The 21,391-nt window shown below is 64.7% G+C and carries 26 protein-coding genes; 9 read left to right on the plus strand and 17 right to left on the minus strand.

From position 1 onward, the window contains the following. Positions 1–10: 10 nt before the first annotated feature. The 3 genes from M1E17_RS05405 to M1E17_RS05415 all read right to left on the minus strand — a co-directional run bounded on the left by M1E17_RS05405 (position 11) and on the right by M1E17_RS05415 (position 2,214). On the minus strand, positions 11–967 hold the full coding sequence (locus tag M1E17_RS05405; RefSeq protein WP_457965964.1) for a phosphotransferase enzyme family protein: 957 nt from the start codon (positions 965–967) through the stop codon (positions 11–13). 26 nt (positions 968–993) lie between these two features. Beyond that, entirely contained in the window at positions 994–1,248 is a 255-nt protein-coding gene (locus M1E17_RS05410) for a PLDc N-terminal domain-containing protein (protein ID WP_457965965.1), read from the minus strand. A gap of 66 nt (positions 1,249–1,314) precedes the next feature. Further along, the gene (locus M1E17_RS05415) at positions 1,315–2,214 is read right to left on the minus strand and encodes a helix-turn-helix transcriptional regulator (protein WP_457965966.1); all 900 of its coding nucleotides are present in this window, start codon (positions 2,212–2,214) and stop codon (positions 1,315–1,317) included. Between the two features lie 127 nt (positions 2,215–2,341). Between M1E17_RS05415 and M1E17_RS05420 the strand changes: the two genes are divergently transcribed. Both M1E17_RS05420 and M1E17_RS05425 read left to right on the plus strand, forming a co-directional pair. After that, complete coding sequence (locus tag M1E17_RS05420; RefSeq protein WP_457965967.1) at positions 2,342–2,608, plus strand: hypothetical protein; 267 nt, start codon at positions 2,342–2,344, stop codon at positions 2,606–2,608. After that, positions 2,602–3,570 (plus strand): Bcr/CflA family efflux MFS transporter, encoded by a 969-nt coding sequence (locus M1E17_RS05425; RefSeq protein ID WP_457965969.1) that lies wholly within the window; start codon positions 2,602–2,604, stop codon positions 3,568–3,570. The genes M1E17_RS05420 and M1E17_RS05425 overlap by 7 nt, the downstream gene beginning before the upstream one ends. 32 nt (positions 3,571–3,602) lie before the next feature. Here M1E17_RS05425 and M1E17_RS05430 read toward each other — a convergent pair whose 3' ends face one another. From M1E17_RS05430 to M1E17_RS05450, 5 genes are all read right to left on the minus strand, one after another. Then, positions 3,603–3,887 (minus strand): DUF3040 domain-containing protein, encoded by a 285-nt coding sequence (locus tag M1E17_RS05430; protein WP_457965971.1) that lies wholly within the window; start codon positions 3,885–3,887, stop codon positions 3,603–3,605. Between the two features lie 70 nt (positions 3,888–3,957). After that, positions 3,958–4,677 carry an SDR family NAD(P)-dependent oxidoreductase gene (locus tag M1E17_RS05435; RefSeq protein WP_457965972.1) on the minus strand — a complete coding sequence of 240 codons (720 nt, stop codon included), beginning with the start codon at positions 4,675–4,677 and terminating at the stop codon, positions 3,958–3,960. Between the two features lie 319 nt (positions 4,678–4,996). Beyond that, positions 4,997–5,896: a serine hydrolase domain-containing protein gene (locus M1E17_RS05440; protein ID WP_457967577.1), complete on the minus strand. Its 900-nt coding sequence runs from the start codon at positions 5,894–5,896 to the stop codon at positions 4,997–4,999. A 151-nt stretch (positions 5,897–6,047) separates the two neighbouring features. Beyond that, positions 6,048–6,989, minus strand: coding sequence for a VOC family protein (locus M1E17_RS05445; protein ID WP_457965973.1), 942 nt, complete (start codon positions 6,987–6,989; stop codon positions 6,048–6,050). A 204-nt stretch (positions 6,990–7,193) separates the two neighbouring features. Next, complete coding sequence (locus M1E17_RS05450) at positions 7,194–7,586, minus strand: Hpt domain-containing protein (RefSeq protein WP_457965974.1); 393 nt, start codon at positions 7,584–7,586, stop codon at positions 7,194–7,196. A gap of 682 nt (positions 7,587–8,268) precedes the next feature. Between M1E17_RS05450 and M1E17_RS05455 the strand changes: the two genes are divergently transcribed. Further along, positions 8,269–9,258, plus strand: a complete 990-nt coding sequence (locus M1E17_RS05455) for a phosphotransferase enzyme family protein (RefSeq protein WP_457967579.1) — start codon at positions 8,269–8,271, stop codon at positions 9,256–9,258. Positions 9,259–9,289: 31 nt separating this feature from the next. Here the strand turns inward: M1E17_RS05455 and M1E17_RS05460 are convergent, their stop codons facing one another. Next, on the minus strand, positions 9,290–9,841 hold the full coding sequence (locus tag M1E17_RS05460; RefSeq protein ID WP_457965975.1) for a hypothetical protein: 552 nt from the start codon (positions 9,839–9,841) through the stop codon (positions 9,290–9,292). A 352-nt stretch (positions 9,842–10,193) separates the two neighbouring features. Between M1E17_RS05460 and M1E17_RS05465 the strand changes: the two genes are divergently transcribed. After that, the gene (locus M1E17_RS05465) at positions 10,194–10,547 is read left to right on the plus strand and encodes a cupin domain-containing protein (RefSeq protein WP_457965977.1); all 354 of its coding nucleotides are present in this window, start codon (positions 10,194–10,196) and stop codon (positions 10,545–10,547) included. Positions 10,548–10,618: 71 nt separating this feature from the next. Here M1E17_RS05465 and M1E17_RS05470 read toward each other — a convergent pair whose 3' ends face one another. Both M1E17_RS05470 and M1E17_RS05475 read right to left on the minus strand, forming a co-directional pair. Next, positions 10,619–11,422 (minus strand): alpha/beta fold hydrolase, encoded by an 804-nt coding sequence (locus tag M1E17_RS05470; RefSeq protein ID WP_457965978.1) that lies wholly within the window; start codon positions 11,420–11,422, stop codon positions 10,619–10,621. A 4-nt stretch (positions 11,423–11,426) separates the two neighbouring features. Next, entirely contained in the window at positions 11,427–13,034 is a 1,608-nt protein-coding gene (locus M1E17_RS05475) for a serine hydrolase domain-containing protein (protein ID WP_457965980.1), read from the minus strand. Between the two features lie 280 nt (positions 13,035–13,314). Between M1E17_RS05475 and M1E17_RS05480 the strand changes: the two genes are divergently transcribed. The 3 genes from M1E17_RS05480 (at position 13,315) to M1E17_RS05490 (ending at position 15,718) form a co-directional block, all read left to right on the plus strand. Continuing rightward, entirely contained in the window at positions 13,315–13,590 is a 276-nt protein-coding gene (locus M1E17_RS05480) for a BatC protein (protein ID WP_457965982.1), read from the plus strand. 3 nt (positions 13,591–13,593) lie between these two features. Continuing rightward, a complete protein-coding gene (locus M1E17_RS05485; protein WP_457965984.1) occupies positions 13,594–14,799 on the plus strand; it encodes a cupin domain-containing protein in 1,206 nt (401 codons plus the stop codon). A 79-nt stretch (positions 14,800–14,878) separates the two neighbouring features. Continuing rightward, positions 14,879–15,718: a sucrase ferredoxin gene (locus tag M1E17_RS05490; RefSeq protein ID WP_457967581.1), complete on the plus strand. Its 840-nt coding sequence runs from the start codon at positions 14,879–14,881 to the stop codon at positions 15,716–15,718. A gap of 54 nt (positions 15,719–15,772) precedes the next feature. Here the strand turns inward: M1E17_RS05490 and M1E17_RS05495 are convergent, their stop codons facing one another. The 5 genes from M1E17_RS05495 to M1E17_RS05515 all read right to left on the minus strand — a co-directional run bounded on the left by M1E17_RS05495 (position 15,773) and on the right by M1E17_RS05515 (position 19,078). Next, a complete protein-coding gene (locus M1E17_RS05495) occupies positions 15,773–17,032 on the minus strand; it encodes an MFS transporter (protein ID WP_457965986.1) in 1,260 nt (419 codons plus the stop codon). Beyond that, positions 17,029–17,490: a MarR family winged helix-turn-helix transcriptional regulator gene (locus M1E17_RS05500; protein WP_457965987.1), complete on the minus strand. Its 462-nt coding sequence runs from the start codon at positions 17,488–17,490 to the stop codon at positions 17,029–17,031. Before M1E17_RS05500 ends, M1E17_RS05495 begins: the two co-directional genes overlap by 4 nt. Before the next feature lie 133 nt (positions 17,491–17,623). After that, positions 17,624–18,238, minus strand: coding sequence for a TMEM175 family protein (locus tag M1E17_RS05505; protein ID WP_457965989.1), 615 nt, complete (start codon positions 18,236–18,238; stop codon positions 17,624–17,626). A gap of 41 nt (positions 18,239–18,279) precedes the next feature. Beyond that, positions 18,280–18,705, minus strand: coding sequence for an NAD(+)--rifampin ADP-ribosyltransferase (gene arr, locus M1E17_RS05510; RefSeq protein WP_457965990.1), 426 nt, complete (start codon positions 18,703–18,705; stop codon positions 18,280–18,282). A gap of 106 nt (positions 18,706–18,811) precedes the next feature. Beyond that, positions 18,812–19,078 (minus strand): VOC family protein, encoded by a 267-nt coding sequence (locus M1E17_RS05515; RefSeq protein ID WP_457965991.1) that lies wholly within the window; start codon positions 19,076–19,078, stop codon positions 18,812–18,814. A gap of 190 nt (positions 19,079–19,268) precedes the next feature. Between M1E17_RS05515 and M1E17_RS05520 the strand changes: the two genes are divergently transcribed. Next, positions 19,269–19,817, plus strand: a complete 549-nt coding sequence (locus tag M1E17_RS05520; RefSeq protein WP_457965993.1) for a hypothetical protein — start codon at positions 19,269–19,271, stop codon at positions 19,815–19,817. Positions 19,818–19,919: 102 nt separating this feature from the next. Here the strand turns inward: M1E17_RS05520 and M1E17_RS05525 are convergent, their stop codons facing one another. Continuing rightward, positions 19,920–20,273 (minus strand): hypothetical protein, encoded by a 354-nt coding sequence (locus tag M1E17_RS05525; RefSeq protein ID WP_457965994.1) that lies wholly within the window; start codon positions 20,271–20,273, stop codon positions 19,920–19,922. A gap of 132 nt (positions 20,274–20,405) precedes the next feature. On the opposite strand from M1E17_RS05525, the gene M1E17_RS05530 reads away from it, so the two are divergent. Further along, positions 20,406–21,329: a 2-hydroxyacid dehydrogenase gene (locus M1E17_RS05530; RefSeq protein WP_457965996.1), complete on the plus strand. Its 924-nt coding sequence runs from the start codon at positions 20,406–20,408 to the stop codon at positions 21,327–21,329. Positions 21,330–21,391 lie beyond the last annotated feature (62 nt).

Genomic DNA, 21,391 nt, shown 5'->3' on the forward strand with positions numbered 1-21,391 from the left:
CCATGGCAGGCTACACAGCGCGGGCCCATCCGGCCGGATCATCGCCGGGCGGGATGGACTGGATCCCCCGCAGCAACACAAGTGCGTGCAGCCATTGGCGTTCAAGCCGGCTGAGTGGCTGCACGGACTCGTATCCATCAAGAAGCGCGACCCGGGCCTTGTCAGGTGTCGGTTGCCATAAGGTGAACCGGGTGCCGAGCAAAACGCATGCGTTCGCGAGATCGCTGACGGGATAGTCCAGAGCCACCTCGTCGAAGTCCAGAACGGCGATGACCTCCGAACCGGCGGTCAGTATGTTGGAGGCCCGGTAATCGTTGTGGATCAGCTGTGGCTCACTGTCGATCGGCGGCAGTGACTCTATCTGGCGGCGTAATCCTGCGGACGCGTCCGGCGCCCTCCCGGTGTCCTCGCGCTGCAGCCATGTCTCTACCCGCCGTCGCAAATCCAAGGACCCGCCTGTAAAGCGTCCCAGCTCGGTGAGCCGAATGTCCCTTTGCATTGCCAACGCGCCATGCAGCCGCGCCAGGCACGCGCCGGCGTTTCGAATCGCTGTGTCAGCAGTAATGTCGAGCAGTTCGCCGTCGATGCGCGGCTGCACGGATACGGACACGGAACCAATGACTACCCGGTGCTGACCGTCAACTGAGGCCAGTGGGGGAGCCACGGGCACGCCCTGCTGGTGCAGCTCCTGGATCAGGTCCGCGGCCGCGGCAAACCTGGCGAACTGGTCCCGGGCCCGGGACCACTTTGCGACCAACGCCCCGCGGTTCGTGCGAACCCAGGCGATGGCGTTGTCGCCACTGATGATAATCCGCTCGCACGCGTGTACCTCGGTACCCCAGGTTTCAGCCAGGACTTCAGTAAGCCAGCCGGCAGCTTCATCAAAGCCGTCATGGCCGAATCTTTCCTGCAAGGCGCTGCGCGGCTCGGCCGATTCCCAAAGCATCGATAATCCGGTTGGAAACATCTTCGAGAGTTTACCCGCATGCCGCACTACTTCCGCAGCGCTGACGCTCTTCCTCCGGGCGAGGGACGGCGCCCCGTCAGAAACCACAGCACTGGCCCAAGCACCGGCAGCGCAAGCACGATCAAAGCCCAGACCAGCATGCCCCCGGAGGTGTATGTCCTGTTCCGGGCGATGCTGATCAGGGCACCGATGATCAGGACTGCGTATGCGATCAGCATGAATCCCAGGATGCCAAAGGGCGGTGTCAGGGGGCCTGCGAGCTCGTTGGCAGCTGATGTCATGATGGTTCCCCCAAAGCAGTGCGGCTTGCGGATGCAGTAAACCCTACTGCCCGCTGCCTACAAGCCTCAGGGCCTGGGCACGTCCTGTGGCTGGGTTGCGGCGGCAACCTCCTGGATCCGTTCGGTGGCGGCCCAGCTGGCAAGCAGGCGGAGGCGTTCGTCCGAGGGGGAGCCGGGCACCGCGGGGTAGATGGTGAGGGAAAAGCCGGGGTCTTCGGGTAGCTCCATGGCTTCGTAGGCAAGCTCGAGTTCTCCCACTACCGGGTGGCGGAAAATCTTGGTCCCGGCGTAGTGGTGGCGGACATTGTGGGCAGCCCAGCGGGTCCGGAACTCATCGCTGCGCATGGACAGTTCTCCGATCAGGTCGGACAGCCGCTTGTCAAAGGGGTTCCGTCCGCTCTGCGTCCGCAGGATGGCGACGTTGGTATTGGCCGCCAGATCCCAGTTGGGGTAAAAGTCCCGGGAGTTGGGGTCCAGGAAGATGAAGCGGGAGTGGTTGGCTGGCCGCGCGGGGCCGCGGTACATCTCCGAGTAGAGGGCGTATCCGAGCTGGTTGGCCGCCACGATGTCCATGTGGTGGTTGCCGATGAATGCCGGGGAACCGGTGATGGAGTCAAGCATGAACTGCAGCGTGGGGCGGACGGCCTTGCGCTGAAGAGGACGACGGCGGGCCCTGCCTGACGGTCCGGCCGCCTTGGCGAGGTTGTAAAGGTGGTCCCGCTCGGCCTCATCGAGCCTGAGGGCACCGGCGATGGCGTCCAGGACGCTTTCGGACGTGCCAGACAGGTTCCCGCGCTCCAGCTTGGTGTAGTAGTCGACGCTCACGCCCGCGAGCATTGCCACCTCTTCACGACGCAGGCCGGGGACCCGCCGTCGTCCGCCATAGAGCGTCAGCCCCGCCATTTCGGGACTGATCTTCGCCCGTCTCGACGCGAGGAACTCGCGCACTTCCATCCTGTTATCCACCCGTCCACGCTACCGCGCAGCAGGATGGCCAGGGAGGTTCTGCGAGAACCCGGATAAGGAGAGCCCTCGCTGGGAAGGGCGTTGCCCTGTTTGATGGAATCTGCCCCCCAAACCCGGAAGGACACTCATGCCCGCAGTTGCCATCGACACCCCGATGCCCGCACGTGAGCAGACCGTCGGCCGCCCCCTGGCGGTTGTGCTCGCCTTGCTGACAGTATTCGGTCCCATTTCCATGGACCTCTACCTGCCTGTCCTTCCGGCCCTCACAACGGAGCTTCAAAGCACGACGTCGGTGGCCCAGCTGACCATCACCGCCTGCCTTTTGGGGCTGGCCGTGGGCCAGTTGATCGCCGGGCCGCTCTCGGACCGGTTGGCCGCAGGACGCCGTTGCTGATCGGCGTTATCGCGTACACCGTCACGTCGGTCCTCTGTGCGGTGAGCCCCACCGTCGAGACGCTCATCCTGGCCCGGTTCGTGCAGGGCCTCGCCGGCGCCGTGGGAATAGTGATTGCCCAGGCTGCGGGACGGGACGTGTACTCGGGCGGCAAGCTGCTCCGCTACTACGGTCGCCTGACGGTGCTCGGCGGCCTGGCCGCCATCGTCGGCCCGGTCATCGGCGGGCAGCTCGCAACCTTCACGGACTGGCGCGGGGTCTTCCTGTTCCTTGCAGGCATTGGCGTCCTGATCCTGGTGGCGTCCCTGGTGGTCTTCCGGGAGACCCTGCCGGCAGACCTCAGGGTTACCGGCGGGCTCTCCCACACCCTGAACGATTTCCGGCAGCTCCTGGCCGACCGGGTGTTCGTCGGCGCGGTACTGATCACCGGGTTCACGTACTCCGCACTTTTCGCCTACCTCAGCGGCGCAACCTACATCCTCCAGGGCATGTACGGGCTCTCACCCCAGGGCTACGCGCTGGCGTTTGGCCTGAATTCGCTGGGCTTTATGGTCTTCGGCTTCCTCGGCGGCCGGCTGTCAGAGCGCTGGTCCGAGCATGGAACGCTCACCCTGGGCCTGATCATGGCGGGAGCCGGGGCGCTCGGGCTGTTGGCCACCGCGCTCCTGCAGCTGCCCCTGATCGCGATCATCCTGTCCCTGTTCACCATGGTCAGCGGTGTGGCTGTCACCAGCCCGCCGGCAACATCGCTTGCACTCAAGGACTACCCGGCCATCGCCGGGACCGCCTCCTCGCTGCTGGGGCTTGCCCGGTTCGCCTTCGGCGGACTGGCCGCCCCGCTCGTGGGGATCGCCGGCGCCGACAATCCGGTTCCTTTCGGCATCGTGGCGGCAGCTTCTCTCGCCGCCGCCGTACTCTGCCTGGGACTGGTCACGCGGCAGCGCAGCATCCCGGCTGGTTAGCGCCAGACCCTCTCGCCGGGCAGTCCGGGGCCTTATTGCCGGGATTGGTGTTCGGGCCACCGTTTCTGGACGAAGCTGTAGGCCCCGGCGCCCATGGCCAGGAAACCGATGACGCCAACAGCGATGAACTTTGTTGCGATGCCGACGACGAGCAACAGGAGGCCGGCCAGCACGATGAGGATGGGGGCGGCAGCGTCAGCCGTCAGCGGCTGCCCGTCCCCTCCGAGGCGCAGCGTGCGCGCTAGTTCGGGGTCTTCGATGCTGAGTTGCCTTTCCAGCTCGTCGAGCTGGTCCCGCTCCTGGGGGGATAACAACATGAGGAACTCCTTGGTGTGCTTGTAGGACACCCTTGGACGCAGGGGCATGTTCGGGTGCTGCCGGTTCGGGTTAGACGGCCGTATAGCCACCGTCGATCGGAATGGTCGCGCCGGTGATGAACTTTGCCTTGTCGCTGGCGAGGAAGGCGATGAGGTCTGCAACTTCCTGGGCCTCGCCGACGCGGCCGGCCGGGTGCAGTTTTGCATACTGCTCAAGGGTCGGTTCGTCGATAAGTGGCGTACGGATGACGCCGGGGGCTACCGCGTTTACACGGATGCCCTCCTTGGCGTACATCGTCCCGGCGGCGCGGGTCATGTTGACGACGCCGCCCTTCGAGGCCGAGTAGGCGATGTTGTTCGAGACGGCTACGAGGCCGAACATTGAAGCGAGGTTGATTACGACGCCACCCGTGCCTTGTTTGAGGAGCTGTTCGATGGCGTACTTATTGGTGTAGAACACGCCCGAGTAGTCGATGCCGTTGGTGCGTTCCCAGTTTTCGACGGTGGACGTGACGACGTCGCCCTCGCCCCCCACGCCTGCCGATGCGACGGTAATGTCAAGCCTCCCGAATTCCGCAACGGTCTTTGCGACGGCCGACTGTACGCTCTCGGCCTTCGAGACGTCGCCCTGGACGAACTTCGCACCGATTTCGTCGGCGACTTCCTGCGACTTGGGGTTGTAGTCGAAGATCATGACCTGCGCGCCTTCTGCGATGAAGGTCTTCGCTGTTGCGAGACCGAGCCCCGATCCGCCGCCGGTGATGAATGCCACCTTATTGTCGAATACCATGAGTCAGTCCAATCTGTAGGTCAGGCACGGAAACGTTGGTTCCGCGACAGGTTTTATATGCTTATGCATACAGTTTAGCAGCATTACTTGAAAGCTCAAGTAATGTGTGGCCTGTCACCACTACAGCTTCAGAGGCGGAAACGGGCGCAGGAACACCACAACTTCTAAACGCCTGGCAGTGACGTCCACGTGCAGGCCCTTCGTCATGCTCCACGCCGTTCAAACAACCGGCGCGACACCACGGGCTGAGAACTCGAAAGCGCATGTTGGTCGTGGGATACCCATGAATGTCGAGGTGCAGAAGGTTTGTGGCGGGCGCTTAGGTTGGCCTGCCGTTCACAGCGGGTGACGGTGGCACCTTTTCGGCTGGGGCTAATTCGGTGAGGAGCCGGAACCCCTGTCTATCAACAGAACGATGAATTGCCGCGAGCACAACAACTCCCGTGCCGGCGCCTAGGTCAAATCCAATCCAGCTGCTGAATCCGCCGGTGCCGCCGTTGTGCCATGTGACCTGGCGGCCACGGTGCTCAAGCGTGATCCACCCCGCGCCGATACCGACCCGGGGAGTGAATTCCGCTACCGGCTCGAGCGCGGAGAGACCCTTGGCTGTTCCGTCGAGAACCGAACGAAGGAAGCCCCGCATAGTGCTTATGTTCGCGCGAACGCCTCCCGCAGGCGCGACGGCTTCCCCTACCCATGCACTCTGTGTGCGTCCGAATCGACTGACTCCCAGGAGATCAGCGGGCCCAAGGTCTTCTGCGCGTGCGGGAGCCGAGAACCCGGCGCCCAAGACGTCTCCCAGGAGTTGCTCGTAGCTACGTCCGGCTGCTTTGGCCACGGCGTGTCCGAGTAACTGAAAGCCCAGGTTCGAATACCTAGGCCGCGGATTGCCAAGGCGCACCTTGCGCGTCTGGTTTAGGAGGTCGGCTAACGAATCGCCGTAAGGGTTTTCACCTCTGATCAAGAACCTCAGGTTTCGGCGAAGCGGATGCATCCCTGGCGGTAGGCCTGGAAGACCGGAGTGGTGAATGGCCAGGGAACTCAGGCTCACGGAGCCAACCTCTCCGTGATCCTCGAGCGGAAGCAAATCGCGAAGGACTGTTGTCTGCGAGACGAGGCCGCGCTCTGTCACGTCCCGGTACAACATGCCGGTGAGCGCCTTTGAGATTGACCCGATCTCGAAGGAGGAATGGGGGTCAGCGTTTACCGTCGCGGTCATTTCACGTTCAGGAGTAACCACAGCCACGGCTGCCGCTGCCGTTGTTGATCGGAACGTGCGGTCCACAGCGCGCACAAGTTCAGCGTCCCCGATCCATTTAGTCTTCACTGCGATCTTCCCCTCACTCAGATCCGCCGTTTGACGTAATTCTCTAACCCTCGGGCGCGAAAAAGTCTGTGCTGGTCACGTACAGCATGGCCTTCACAAACTTCGGATCGCCCGCCCTCGCGTAGGCCTCTTCCTCGCTGAGCTCAGCCACCCGGCAGTGGATCCACCAGAGGTTGCCGAACGGATCCCGGACCCTTCCCACCTGGTCACCCCAGAACATTTCGGTCATGTTCGTTACTGCCGTGGCACCGGCTGCTAGGGCAGCGGCGAACGTGGCATCGCCGTCGTCGACGTACACGCGGAGGAAAGCGGGAGCAGGCGGCCAGTCCGGGCGTGAATCGAACGCGAGGATGTTCGAGTCACCGATCCGCGCTTCAGCGTGGCCGATTGAGCCGTCCTCCATCGGGACGCGGAAGGCTTCCTGCGCATGGAACGCCGCGGTAATGAAGTCGAGCAAACCCGGCGTGCTGCGCGTGATGATCCACGGTTCCACTGACCTGTAGCCTGCAGGGATGGCGCTCACTCCTTCCGCGCGCTTCAGCTGGGCCATCTTGCGGACGGCCTCTGGGACAGGGTTTTGCGGCTGACCTGTCATGTGCCTGTGGAGTGAGTCGATGGCGTACTCCATGCCGGCAGCATATTCGGGCATTTGCCAGCGGCGGCCGGCTTCGTCGTCGGGCACGTCCTCCATATGCGACATGATCCACCAGACATTGCCGAGCGGATCCTGGATGCGGGCACCGCGGTCACCCCAGGCGCTGTTGTCCAGGACCGAAACTACGGTGGCACCCGCGGCGAGGGCGGCGTGGAAGGTGGCATCGGCGTCGTCGGTGTAAAGGCGAAGGTACGACGGCGTGGCTGGCCAGTGCGGGCGGGCGTCGAAGGCAAGGACTACTGAATCGCCGATCCGCGTCTCGGCGTGCCCGATGCTGCCATCTTCGCCGACGACGCGGTCGATCTCCTGTGCATCGAACGCCGCCGTCATGAATTCGAAGAGGGCATTGGTGTCCCGGGTGATGAGCCAAGGGGCTGACGCTGGAATAGCCGGTGGGGACGGTCCTGATGCTCGGGTCTGCGGCGGTCATGGCTGCCTTCCGTCGGGGTTCCTGGCTCACAGGCTAGCGCGTTGGGCCAGGATTGGCTCCCTAAATTTATTGCCCCTTGTATCCTGTCGCTGCGTCCGGCGTAGCTAGGCGTAATCCCGCAGCAAAGAGCTCGTCTGCTTGGCGCATTGGCTGATCCTCGCAAGATGGGCCACCGCCAGCATCGGCAGGCGACGGTCAGGGTCAGCATAGGTATCCTCGTCGCGGAGGGACCTCTCCAGGTCCAACGCAAGACCCGCGAGACGTTCGGCACCCACCATCTGGCTGGAGGTTTTAAGGCTGAGGACCGCATCGAGTGCACCGTCCAGGTCCCCGGTGGTCAGTGTAAGGCGCAGCCTTTCAATCCTGTTGGGCAGGTGCGCGATGTAGTTCCTTATGAACGCACGCCAGACTCCCTCATCCTCATCCAGCTCCGCGCGCAGCAAATCCAACACCGACCGGTCAACGAGCGGCCGAATGGGGCCGCCGGCCTCGGTCATGACGTGGCCACATCCGAGCCGTGCGGTTTAGCCTTTTGACGTGTGGACGGAACTTTGTACGGTCCTGAAGGCGCCCTGATAAGGGTTTCCCCAAGAATCGTGTGGGCCAACCCTGGCTCACACGCGCATGCACATCTGGACCGAACGTTCATGACCCCTCCTGAAGCTTGAACGCCGAACGGTCCCCCAGAACTCCTATGGACGATATACACCGCGGGGAAGGGAAGCACGAGTAGTCGGTACTCTATTTTTCAGTTTGGCCAAAATTCTCACGGGCACTCTCCAGATAGCCTGCTGAGGGTTTGCCGATTGGGTCAGGACCCCCTGTCCTTCTCCCGAGGTGAAGGGTACTCTGGGCGGAATCGCTGGACCCGGTTGGGGTCTCAGGGGGACATGGGGGAAGGGCGGCAAGAGGTAGATGACACTCAAAGACGAGTGGGACCGGCTCGACGCGGAGACTCGCCAGTGGCTCTTGGAGAATCCCGGATGTGTGATGTTGCCCCGCACCGTCACCGCCCGCATCAGACAGCATTCCGTTGGGCACTTCGAAACGGACGGCCACGGCCAATTGATGCTTTCCCGGGAGGATCTCGATTTCATCCGGGAAAAAGCACGGACGTGAATTCCAAGGCAACAAGCAAGATCCTTCGAGCAGTTGGTTGTATGTAAGCATGTACCGGTGATGATGCCCCTAAGTGAGATCAGACGCATTAAGGAATCGGTCGATGCGGAGTGGCGTTCGACTGTTGCCGACGACGTAGCCAGCGCGTGGGGCATTGATCCTGGCAGCGCCAGGTGGTGGAGGTCGAGTGCCAGTCACGTCTTTGTGGTCCCCGGCGCTCCGCGTCGCTTTCTTCGGTTCGTGCCCGCTGATACAGAAACCGCCCGGCGGTTCCGGCAAGGGGCGGTACTTGCCACGGATTTTCCGGACGTCGACGGCCTTTGGGTGGCACGTCCTCTGCCCTCAAGTTCCGGCGACCGCGTGCCAACCGTGGTCACGTCGTTCGGTCCGATGTCAGCGATGCTCGTTGAGGAAGCCCCGGGCCTTGCCCTCGACGCAGAGTCCCTCACGCCGGAACGGGCCCGACAGTGGGGTCAGGCGCTGGCGCGGTTTCACGCTGCTGCTCCTCGAATTGATTCCGCTGAGCCTCACATTTTCTCTCATGAAGGCCTGCTGACTGGACCACTTGCACACCTTCGCGGGCTCCTCCGAGCGGTTGAAACACCCGGGTACCGACGCGTGGCAATGCACGGTGACTTCGAGCTGGACAACCTTCGGTTCACAGACTACGGCGTGGCGATCTTCGATTTCGACGAGTCAGGCTGCGGCCCCGCTGCATGCGATGTCGCTCTTGCGACTCGTGCCCTGCACGGTGAGGAGGGGGCTGAGCCCGAACCCGGGCTCTACGCAGAGTTCCTCATTGGATACCGCAGTAAGAACGAGTTCACCGCAGAAGAGGAAGCAGCGGTAAAAACATACTCACTGCACCACTCCGCTCGGCGCTCCCAGGATCGCTCGATCCTTGACGAGGGTTTTCGTCCCTCAGATCCGCTGTGGCAGCAGGAACTTCACGACGAAATCCAGGCGGCGAACGCCTGGCACCGCAGAAAGGCAATGTCCGCTGTCCGCGAGCTAGGACATGACGTGGACTTGTTTGAGCAGGAACACTGAATAGGCCGCTGAGCCTGGGGTAGACGCACCCCTACTTGCCCTTTCCGTTGCCGCGGGGGCCATTGTCGTTGCCCTTCCCCGGTTTGTCGCCGGGCTTGGACTTCGGCTCCTCCCCATCTGGCGCAGGTTGAGGCGCCGGAACCGGTGCCGGAGCAGGAGCTGGCAAGGGCGCTGCAGGTGCGGGATCAACTTGGGTCTGGCCGGCAGTGTTGTCAGCGCTGGCCTGGACCGCTGCTGCAGCCTCATCGGCTTGACGGATCAGGCCCTCCAGGTCGGCGCGGACCAGCTCCAGAGCCCCCAGGATCCGCTGTTGCCTCGCCACTGAGATCCCGCCGGCCGCAGCATGGGCGGCAACTTCACTGGCCACGCCATTAAGGTTTTCCAGGGCCCGGGCATAGTCTCCGGCGGCTGCCGACTCGTGGACCGGCATCAAAAGGGACTGAAGCGCTGCGGCAGTGCCCGCGGGCAGCTCCTCACTCCGTGGAGACGCCGGCAGGAAGCCGAGCAGGATTGCCAGCAGGATGACGATTGGAAAGGCGGCCACGCTGGAACGGCGGGGCAAGGGGGCCAGTGCCTGAGCCATACGCTCAACTCCTCGCATCGGCCGTCGAAAGGCGGGCACAACTGGAATTCATCAACTGCTGCCTTTCGAGAGAAGCCCTTGATCGGCGACATCCATGATTTAATCAGCATGCTTAGTATATGCGACTGCTGGGGCCGCTGACTGCTACTTCCTTGGATTGTTGTGACAGGAGAACGTATGCCCCTGGATTCGCCGCTGCCCCCGGCCGGGCGCCATTACCGGCCGCCGCTGCACCGTCGAAGGAGGCTGGCCGCCCGCGCCGCCGGGCCCGTAGGGGGTGGGCATAGTGACCCAGCGCCGGGACACGCCGCGCCAGCGGGTTACGGCATGCAAACGTGGGTACGTTGCCCACATGCAGAAAATATCGATTGACGCCCTGGCCCGTCAGCAGATCGACGCCGCCGTGGCGGCGCCCAGCGGCCGGGCTGCCGACACCGCATTCGGCGGGCATGAAAAGACGCTGCGGCAGACCGTGATGGCGTTCCGCGCGGGCACCCAGCTCAGCGAACACCAGAACCCCGGCGAAGCCACTGTTTTTGTGCTGAAGGGAAACGTGTGGCTGAAGTCGGGCGGGAACTCCTGGCAGGGCAAAGCCGGGGACCTGCTGATCGTGCCGGACGGGCGCCACAGCCTCGAGGCTGAGGAGGACTCGGCGGTGCTCTTCACCGTGGTCAAGACGGACCGTTTAGTCCAGCTGCCGGTTTAGGGAGTACGACGGCGGCGCCTGGCCCGGGTGCCGCCCCTGCCCGGACAGGGCCGTCGGTTTTTGACGGGCGGTCAGAATGGTGCCGGTTGGGAGCGGAAGAACGCAGACGCATCCGCCGCCACCTGGTCAGGACACTCCCATAGGACGATGTGCCCTGTGTCGGGATATACCTTCAGCATTGCTCCCGGGATCCGGGCCGCCAGTTCTTCCTGGCTGCTGCGCGGCAGCAGGGCATCCCCGGCGCCCCACAAGATTAGCGTGGGCGCGCGGACGTTCCCGGATTCGGTCGGCGGCGTGGCCTCGGACAGGCCCGTCAGGATACTTTTCCACACGTGGGCGGGCAACCTGAGCCCGTCGCGCACGCGGTCCTCGATGTACCAGTGCGGGACATCGTGCAGCAGGGTGAACCAGGACAGCGAATCGCGGACCCAGCCCTCGTCGAGGGGGTCGGCCAAGCTGTCCACTTCGTCAGCGAAGGACGGCCGTCCCTGGAGGCTCAAGGGGGAACCGACCAGCACCAGGGCGGTGACACGCTCCGGATACGCCGCCGCCAACTGCTGGGCAACGTAGCCGCCGCTGGACGAGCCAAGGACAAATGCCCTGGGTAGGTTGAGTGCGTCCAGGATCGCGGCGGCGTCCTCGGCCTGTTCTGCGAGGGAGTAGCCGCTATCGGGTTTCTCGGCGTCGCCCTGCCCGCGGAGGTCGGGAGCGTAGACCCGGAAGCCGGGCAGTTGGGGGATCAGGCGGTCAAAACAGCGCCGGGATTCGCCCCAGGCATGCAGCAGCAGCACCGGTTCGCCGCCGTCGTCGCCCTGGACGGAGCACGGCACCGTGATGCCGGTGCGGAGCCTGAGATCCAGGACGTCGGATTCCATAGCCTCAGGGTACGCCGGTGAACCGGTAGCCGGGCCTGCCAGCATCGGCAGGGGGACCCGCCCGCATCCGGAGGAGCAGCCAGACCGTTCGGGGCAGCGGCAACACAATGGCCAGGGCGAGCACCGGCACCAGGGAGATGCCGACGTCGGGAAACTGGCGGATGATCACCGCCAGGTCCGTCTCGAAGCGGGCGGGCGCGTAGACGAAGCACAGCCACAGCGCGAACGCATCAAGTGCCAGGGCGCCAACAGCCACCACGGCCGGCAGCCACCGCTTCCCGGCGCCGGCACGTCGCCGGAACACGACTGACAACGCCAGCCACAGGCTCAGCAGTTCCGCCACCAGGAGCGCCAGCGCCACGGCCCAGCTGTAGCGCTGCAGCCAGTCCTCCTGAACAACAGTGGGCACCGGCGGCTCGCCGTGGAGAATCCGGAGGATATTCGTGTCGATGGACTTGAGCCGGGAGGGGGCGGAGGCGTCGTTCCCGTTGATCACAAGGGCCACCCCCAGCCGGGAGTCCGGAACCATGGCCAGGTAGGTGTGTGTGTTGCCCCATTCGCCCTGGTGCTCCAGCAGCAGTGGCAGATCGCCGTCGTCATAGGGCTCCGACGGGCCAACCGACTCCACCAGCGGGCGGGTGAACCAGCCCATGGCGTACCCCTTGGAGGCGTCCACCTGCACCCGCGGCTGGAACATAGCCGTCACGCTTTCAGGCTGGAGGAGGCGGTGATCACCATACCGCCCCTCGTTCATCAGGGCCATCAGCTCATGGCCCAGATCCTCTGCGGAGGAGTACATGGTGGTGGACGGCATTCCCGTGGCGGGTGCGGGCACGTCGGTCTGGAGCCAGAACGAGCCGAACCAGAGGGAATAGCCGGCGGCCACCTTGTCTGCGCGGGCAGCGGCCCGCGTGGGATGGCTGTGCGGCATGTCCAGGGGTCCGAAGATGTGCTGCTCCATGTAGTCCGCGAACGGCTGGCCGGAGACCGTCTGCACCAGAAGCCCGAGGATGTTGTAGTTGGCATTGGCATATCCGAACTCCGCTCCGGGGGTGCCGGCCAGGGGAGCGTTTGCCAGGGCCCGCACCCCTTGTTCGAGCGCCTCCGGGTCCTGTGCGTTGGAGCCTTCGAATGCCGTGTCTCCGGAGGACATGCCGCTGGTCTGGTGCAGCAAATGCCGGACCGTGATGGCGGAGGCGCGGCTGTCCTTCAGGGTGAACCAGGGCAGGTAGGTCTGCACCGGCTCGTCCAGCGCCAGCCGGCCGGCCTCAACCTGCTGCATCACGGCGATGGCTGTGAGTGACTTGCTGGTGGAAGCCAGCAGCACCGGCGTCTGGGCGGTCATGGGCCTCGCTGAATCGTCGGCCATCCCGAACGCCGCAGAGTGCACCTGCAGGCCGTGCTGGACAACAACCACGGCGGCGCCCGGAATGTCCAGTGTGTCCAGCTGGTCCTGGAGGAAGAGATCCAGCGCGTCGTAGGCCTGGTCCGGATGCGGCCCCTGGATCGGGGCACTTTCGGGGATGGCGGCGGCCGGAATGCTCAGGCCCAGGGCGCCGGCGGCCACGATGCACGACAGGAAGCAGCGCGCTGACCAGGAAATCTGTCGCATGCCCGCACCTGCACTTCGGCTGTCCGTCTCTTCACGGTATGGCCTGGCCTGGCGGAAAACAATGCACCGGGTGCCTGCAACAGGGGAGTACGACGGCGGCGCTCGCCGCCCCAGGCGCGGCCCCCTAAGATTCTGGCTCTGGAGTTGCAAAAGGACTGTTCCGCAGCTGGCCCGTGACGTTAGGGTGATCACGGGCGGTGTCGCTGAAGGAATCGCCCGGTTGGGTGATCAGGTGCCGGCAACGGAGCTGATCCTAGCGATTCGATTCTCGGGAGGAAGCATGACCAGTCCAGAGCAGGATCCAAGCCAGCAGGAAGGCCCCGCGGACGGTGGCGCGGCCGGCGTCCCCGGCATGCATGATGGGGGTGCCGACGGAGGAGCTGACAGCGGTGCCGATGGGGGAGCTGACAGTGGAGCCGACGGGGGTGCTGACAGCGGTGCGGACGGCGGTGCCGACGGAGGAGCTGACAGCGGCGCCGACGGGGGTGCCGATGGCGGAGCTGACAGCGGTGCCGATGGCGGAGCCGACGGGGGAGCCGCAGGGCGGGGCATCTAGATTTTGAGCACAACCCGCACGGACTTTCAGGACCCCGGCGCACTGAAAAGCGGCGGGGTCCTGGAGACACGCCTGATTACCATTGGCCGTGAGAGGTTCGCCGCCGACATCTGGGGACGCACGGCGCTGCTCACGCGTGGGGCCAGCGACTTCTCCGATTTGTTCTCTGCCGGGGCCGTCGACGAACTGGTCTCGCGCCGGGGACTGCGCACACCCTTTCTCCGCGTCGCCAAGGGCGGCTCAACGTTTCCCGACTCGTCATTCACCTCTCCCGCCGGCGTCGGCGCCACCATCTCTGACCAGCTCGACGACACAGCACTTTGGCGCAAATTCGCGGACGGTGCCACCCTGGTGCTGCAGGCTCTGCACCGCACCTGGGAGCCGGTCTCGGACTTCAGCAGCCGGCTGAGCACCGAGCTGGGACATCCGGTGCAGGCCAACGCCTACATCACGCCGCCCCAGAACCGCGGGTTCGACGATCACTACGACGTCCACGACGTCTTCGTCCTGCAGATCGAGGGCACCAAACGCTGGATCATCCATGAGCCGGTCCACCCGGACCCGCTGCGTGATCAACCCTGGACTGACCGCCGCTCCACCGTCGCCGAGGCCGCGAAAGGCGAGGCCTACATCGACACCGTGCTCGAGCCAGGGGACGTCCTCTACCTGCCACGTGGCTGGCTGCATGCCGCCCAGGCGCAGGGCGAGGTCTCCATCCACCTCACGCTCGGAATCCACAGCTGGACCCGCTATGCGTTGGCCGAACAGCTCGCCCATGCCGCGCTCGCAGCGCTGTGCGATGATCCAGAGATGCGCCGTACGTTGCCGTTGGGCGTCGACGGGCCAGGTGCGGAGCTCGACGTCGTCCGTGAGCGCCTCGCCGCTGCTGTCGTTAAGGCTGAAACCACTTCTTTGTTCCACCGCACCCGGCGAGGACAAGGCCGGCCGGCACCGCTGGGACCATTGGCCCAGCTCGCGGCCGTCGACGGCCTAAGCCCCGGGTCTGTGGTCCGGCTCCGCGATGCCCTGGAAGCACGTCTGGAGGGATCGCGCCTAACCACGCGCGTGGGGTGGCTCGACTTCCCAGAGGCCGATCTGCCTTCCGTAACGCGCCTGCTCGACGGGGAGATTCACACCGCGGGTGACCTCGGCGTTGAACTCGTTGAAAGACTGTTGCGCGCGGGGGTCCTCGTTCCCGTTGAACAGTGATCTAACCAGTGACTTCGCCCCAGTGGCGGCCAGGGAGCGCTTCTTCTGCTCTGAAGACGCCCGGTTGCGCGGCGACCCGATTGCGGGCACGGCGTCGCACGGCGTCGTCTGGGTCCTCATCGAGTACCGGGGCGGGTGGCCTCTCAATGGCTTTGAAGGGCTTGATCTAGAGCCTGAGACCAAGGCACTGGTATTATCTGCCGCGAAGGCGGCGCGGGCACGGGTGCTGCTGGTGCGGCGGCCCGGCCTTCGCCGCCGTGAGGGTCAGAGCCATTGGGCCGTGCTGCGCCATGAAGAGTCAGGCGCCTATCGTCAGCAATGGGGAACGTGGAGCAAGGATGAGGATCTGGCGGAGATTGCCACAGCCCTCAGCACCCCGGGCAGGCTCGGCTATCCGCCAGTCATCCTGGTCTGCACTCACGGTCAACGTGACCAGTGCTGTGCCGTGCGCGGACGTCCCGTGGGACGTGCACTAAGTGAGCGCTGGCAGGAGCTGGTGTGGGAATGCACGCACATAGGCGGTGACAGGTTCGCCGCCAACGTCGTGGTTGCGCCCGACGGCGTCTACTACGGAAATCTGGACGCGGAGTCGTCCGTCGCCACGATCAAAGAACACCTCGCCGGCCGTATCCATGCGGAGTATCTGCGCGGATACACGGATCTCTTCCCAGCGCAGCAGGCCGCTGTCGCTGCCATGCTCAGACGTTTCGGCCCGGCCGGCCGGAATGACTATGTGGTTGCGGCGACCTCCCGCGACGGCGATCACTGGCGGATCCGCATCACCGGCCGCCCGCCTCACCCGGAACGTGTTGACGTCGAGCTGGAGGCGCGCCGCGCGCCGCCCTGCCAACTGACCTGCCGCGGGCCGGCGATGAGTTCCGCCCTGGTCTACGAGCTCACGTCGATCTCCGCAGTCTGAAGCACCCGTTCACCGAAACCACAGCGGCGGTCCGCGTCCGCCGTCGTCGATCTTCTAAGCGGCCTGCTCCCGATTCCTGCGGAACGCGACCCGAAGGGCGCCCCGGAAGGTCAGCCGGCTCCTCCGGCTGACAACGATCATGGCGGCCAGGCCGGCCAGCAGGACCACAATGCCGCCGGCGGCCACGGACCAGCGCGCGCCGAATTCGCCGCCGATCCAGCCCATCAGGGGTGCGCCCAGGGCCGTCCCGCCCTGAAGCACGGCCAGGTACAGGGCCAGTACGCGCCCACGGAACTGCGGCTCCACCGACAGTTGGATGCTCGTGTTGCAGCTGTTCAGGAACGTGATGGACGCCAGGCCAACAGGGATCAGGACGGCCGCATACAGCCAGAACGACGGCGACACGCTGCCAACCAGCGTGAAGAACCCCAGCCCCAGCGCACCGCCCAGGAGGAAGCGCAGCCGCGGTCCGGCCCGGCGCGCCGCGAGCAGTGCCCCGGCGAGCGTGCCCACGGCCATGATGGAGCCGAGGAGCCCGAACTCGCCGGCCCCGACGCCGAATTCCGTCGTGGCCATCAGCGCGTTGGTGATGGGAAAGTTCATGCCGAAGGCGCCCAGGATGCCCACCAGGACCATGATCAGCACCAGATCCGGGCGGCGCCGCACATAGTTCACGCCCTCGGCTACCTGGTGTTTGCCGCCGCCTGATTGGGCGGCCGGCACCAGTTCGGAGGTGCGGATGAGGAACAGGGAGATGATGACGGCGGCGTAGCTGGCCGCGTTGAGCAGGAAGACCGGGCCGGTGCCCACCCAGGCGATGAGTACACCGGCGACGGCGGGGCCGGTAAGCCTGGCCGTGTTGAAGGACGCCGAGTTCAGGGCCACAGCGTTGAAAATGTTGTCCTGTCCCACGAGTTCGGAGACGAACGCCTGGCGCGCCGGGGCATCTATGGCGCTGGCGATGCCGAGGCAAAGGGCAGCCAGGTAGGCGTGCCACAGCTGGGCGGTGCCGGTGACCACCAGGAGTCCGATGGCCAGCCCCGTCAGGCCCATGGCCAGCTGGGTCCAGAGCAGGATGATGCGTTTGCGGTAGCGGTCTGCCAGCACCCCGCCGTAGGGACCCAGCAGCAACATGGGCAGGAACTGCAGTGCCGTGGTGATCCCGACGGCGGCACCTGAGTAGTTGGTGAGGACGGTCAGGACCAGCCAGTCCTGGGCGATACGCTGCATCCAGGTGCCCACGTTGGACACCAGCGCACCGCCGGCCCAGATCCGGTAGTTGCGGTTCTCGAGGGCACGGAACATAGCACTCATCGGCCGCTCATCTCCTGCATGATTCGGGCGGCGTGGCTGAGGATCACCCGGTCCTCCTCGCTGAGCCCGGCCAAACGCTGGGCGAGCCACGCGGTCCGTTCGTTGCGGGCTTCGGCCAGGACTTCCTTGCCGGCGTCGGTGATGTCCACCCTGACCTGCCGGCCGTCGTCGGGGTGGGCGGATCTGGAAACGAAGCCCTGGTCCGCGAGGGCGTTGACAATCCGGGTCATGGACGGGGCCTGCACATGCTCGCTTTCGGCGAGTGCGCGGAGGGTGCTGGGGCCATTGCCGTTCAGGAGGGCCAGCACCGTGTACTGCCCGGGGGTGATGACTTCGCCGGTTGCTTCGACGCGGAGCCGGCGGGACGTGCGCATTACTGCCGTCCGCAGGTCTATGGCCAAGATGTCCGGCCTGGTGGGGCCTGAAGTTTCCTGGTCCGCCGCTTCGATGGTGCTCATGATGCCGCTGCTCCTCCTGGCCGCGCTGTTCCGGCCATTCTTCTTCGAGATACTTAGCAATGCTAATTAGCTACGCTAACCATTATGCTCCTGATGTGGCAGGGGCGCAATCGAGGGCTCAGCGTCGGGCGGCTTACCGAGCGCCAGCCTGTTGCCGGGACACCCTGCGTGAGATGAAGGCGGCGGGCAGGATCAGGAACCAGAGGTACGGAGTGTTGCTGGTCAGGATGAATGCGGCCGGGATGCTGAGGAGGAACACGGCCGGCGCTGTCATCCTGCCCCGGAACACCCGCCAGTGCTCCTGGGCATCCACCGTCTTATCTGTCAGGCCTCTGCGCCAGGCATAGGTCCACATTCCGGCAAGGGTGAGGTAAACCCCGGAGATGGCGGCTGCAGAAAGGACGCTGGGCCAGGGGCTCGCGTTTCCGCCGTAATCGCTGAGTATCGAGGTGGTGGCGGGCACCATCACGATGAAGAACAGCAGCAGCATGTTCAGCCACGCCAGTTGCGGGTTGAATTTGCGGATACGGAAGAAGTCCGTGTGGTGGGACATCCAGACCCGGGCGATGATCACGAAGGACAGCGCAAAGGCGATCAGCTCAGGAATTCCGTCGATGAGTTCGGCAGTCAGCCGTTCCGGTGGAATTCCTGCCGGAACCTTCAGGTCCAGTGCCAGGAGCGTCAGGGCGATGGCGAACACCGCGTCGCTGAAGAACACCATGCGTTCAAGCGGAACCGATTTGTCCAAAACCGCAATTCCTTCCCGGCGAGCAGGCCGTTGCGCGATGGTTAGTCGATGGCCTCGATGCCTTGCCGCTTGAGTTCTTCAAGGCGGTCCCGCATGTGTTGTAGCACCTCAGGGGAGTGTGGCTGCCAGTCCAGGACCTCGTCAAGCACCCGCAGCGGATCCGTGGTGCGGTAGGACCTCGTCGGATTGCCGGGAAACCTCTTGTCGGTCAGGTTGGGGTCATCCTCAATCCGGCCGGTGGGCTCCACCCGGTAGATCCTGCCCGGCCCTTCGCCCACTCCAAGTTCGGCTCCCCAGGTGGCTGCGTCGAGGGTTGCCGTCAGGTAGACATAGTTTGCCGTCTTCCGTTGCCCGAAATTCGAGCTATGGCCAGGGTTTAGCAGGTCTCCCGGCTTCAGGTCAGCCTTGGTGCCGTGGTAGAACGGCCCGGGATCGGTGGCGCCGGCGGGCCTTTCTTCGTTGTCCATGAACCCCTCCTCGACGTTGGGCTCCTACTCTAGTTCGCCCACGGCTAGCGGCATACGACGGCGGCGCATCAGTTTGCGCCGACGCCCGCCAAAGGACTTGCCGAGCCTAGTTCTGGCAGATCATCAGAAGATTTCCGTCGGGGTCCTTGAAGTTGAACCACTTATCAAACTGGATGTCCGCCACCTCAGGACTCTTTAGCTTCATGTGCTGGTGCGCGGTCCGGATATCGCCTGTGTTCAGAACGACGGCGGCAATTTGGAAGACAGCTTCCGGGGAGTAGATCTTGCTGTCGAGGATGAGCCCGGCGCCTTCCACGGGAAGGACGTAGAGGTGGTCGTGCAGGATCTCCCCATCGGCAGGAACCGCCAGCACGTCGCAGTACCTATTCTTTGTTCTGCCTAACGTCACCCAGTACGTCTGATGACCGGAGGGACTGACCGGCCGGTCCAGGTCTGGATCAGGTGTACCCTTCAGGAAGATCAATCAGCCTGAGGGGGCAGCGCATGAATCATCCACCCACTTCTCACACCAGTACAGCCGTCGTGGAAACCGTGACACTCACTTGCTGTACCGCGTGACGGGCGCCTGGAAACTCATCATCGCCCTCGCTGCTGTGCTGGGTGTTGGCACCTGCGTAGCCTTGGGTTTCCTCGGGGTGGCGTTGTTCGCCACGCAGCCGGGGACCCTTCAGGTGCTGGACAGGGCGGCGTCCGAGCGGGACGTCCTGACCGGTGACTTTGGATCTATGGACTCTGACGTGCAGATGGAGAACGCCCGCTTCCTGGGAATGTACGAGAACACCAAGTACTTTGCGGCCCCCAGCGCCTACAACGAGGACAGTTTCTGCCTGATTGCTGTTGCCGTTATGGAGGACGGCGGCTGGGAAGCCGGTTGCGGAGAGCTCATCGACGGCAGGGAGGTTCTGACGTATGTGTGGGACGCGGACGGCAGGGAGGCAGTGCTTGTTCCGGATCAGTTCGACAACGGGATGCTGGAAGCTGACGGCTGGGTTTCGATTCATCAGAACCTGATGGTCCAGGTGGATCCCGAAGCCCCCCGCGAGTTCAGCGACGAAAGAGACGACGTCGAGCCCTACCCGCTCAAGGCCTGACGCAGCGTCTGAACCGGGGAAGCGGCCGGGCAAGCACCTTCAAAATACGAAAGAACCCCGCGGTGCTGGACACCGCGGGGTTCTTCACTAACCAAAGTACGGCTACTCGGAACCGGTTTTCTGCTCCCGGTCCATCAGGTTTTTCTTGATCTCGTCGAACTTCTCCTTGATCACCCGTTCCGCCTCCGAAAGGGTCTTCCCGGCGCTGCTGATGGGATCCAGCTGAAGGTAGACCTCCTGGGTAACGGGAAGGTCGTACTCGTCCTTCAGGTGGGTGCCGCCGCCCACTCCCTGGAGGGACAGATACACCTGGGCGTCCGTCCGGGCAACCCCGGCGAGTGTTCCGAAGACCACCGTGAAATCGTTGGGCTGGAAGCTGACAGTCTGGCCGATGTGGCTGCGGTCAAGGTCACCGGCTGCCAGTGGCTTCTCGGACGGACTTCCGCTGTAGTTCATGAACTTCTCCTAAATAGGTCGAGGGACACGTACTCCAGCAGTCTATAAGCGGAGCCGAGGCGGAGCCTGCAGGGCGCCAGTCGGTAGATTAGGTGGAGCACCAACGCCCGCCTCTGATGAAGGGAACGCCCTGTGTCCACCCGCCTGCGCGTAAGCCTGCCCGACCAAGACCTGATGGATGCCATGGAGCCGCGTGCCGGCGTCGAGTTCCTGCTGTGGGACTTTTCCTGCCCCGCCCCGGCGGCGCAGCTGGACATCGTGGTGCCGCCGTACATGCGCGGGCCCAGGGTCCTGGCCGCGCTTGAGTCCGTGGAGGCACGCCTGGTCCAGAGCCAGTCCATAGGGTACGACGGCGTGGAGGCAGTTCTGCCCACGGGTTGCCTTTTCGCCAACGCGGCAAGCGTCCATGAAACCTCGACGGCGGAACTCGCCCTGGGCATGATCATCGCCAGCCAACGGGGAATCCCGGACTTCGTCCGGAACCAGGTGTCGGGCACCTGGGCGAACAGCCAGCGGCCCAGCCTGGCGGACCGCCGGGTGCTCCTGGTGGGTTATGGCGGCGTGGGGAAGGCCATCGAGGCGCGGCTGCTGCCCTTCGAAACCCAGGTCACACGAATGGCCAGCCGCGGCCGCGAGGATGGGCAAGGCAGGATCTACGGGATCGATGAGCTGTACGAACAGCTGCCGCTGCACGAGATTGTGGTGGTCAGTGTTCCCTTGAGCGAGCAGACCCGCCACCTGGTGGACCGGAAGTTCCTGGCCGCAATGCCTGATGGCGCGCTCCTGGTCAACGTGGCGCGCGGGCCGGTGGCTGACACCGATGCACTGCTCGCCGAGACGTCGTCCGGCCGGCTCCGGGCGGCCCTGGACGTGACGGATCCGGAACCGCTGCCGCAGGACCACCCCCTCTGGGCCGTGCCGGGTGTCCTCATCACTCCGCACGTGGGCGGGGCGAGTTCGGCCATGCTGCCGCGGGTGGCACGGCTGATCGGCAGGCAGGTTGACCTGATGCTCGCCGGGCAGGAGCCGGTGAACGTGGTGCTCGGCGCGCGGTAGCAAGCTGGTTTCGGCGGGAAGGTCCTGAGGGCTTCGGGGCGACCTTGACATCCTGCCGCACC

It is taken from the genome of Arthrobacter sp. D1-29, assembly GCF_054130585.1.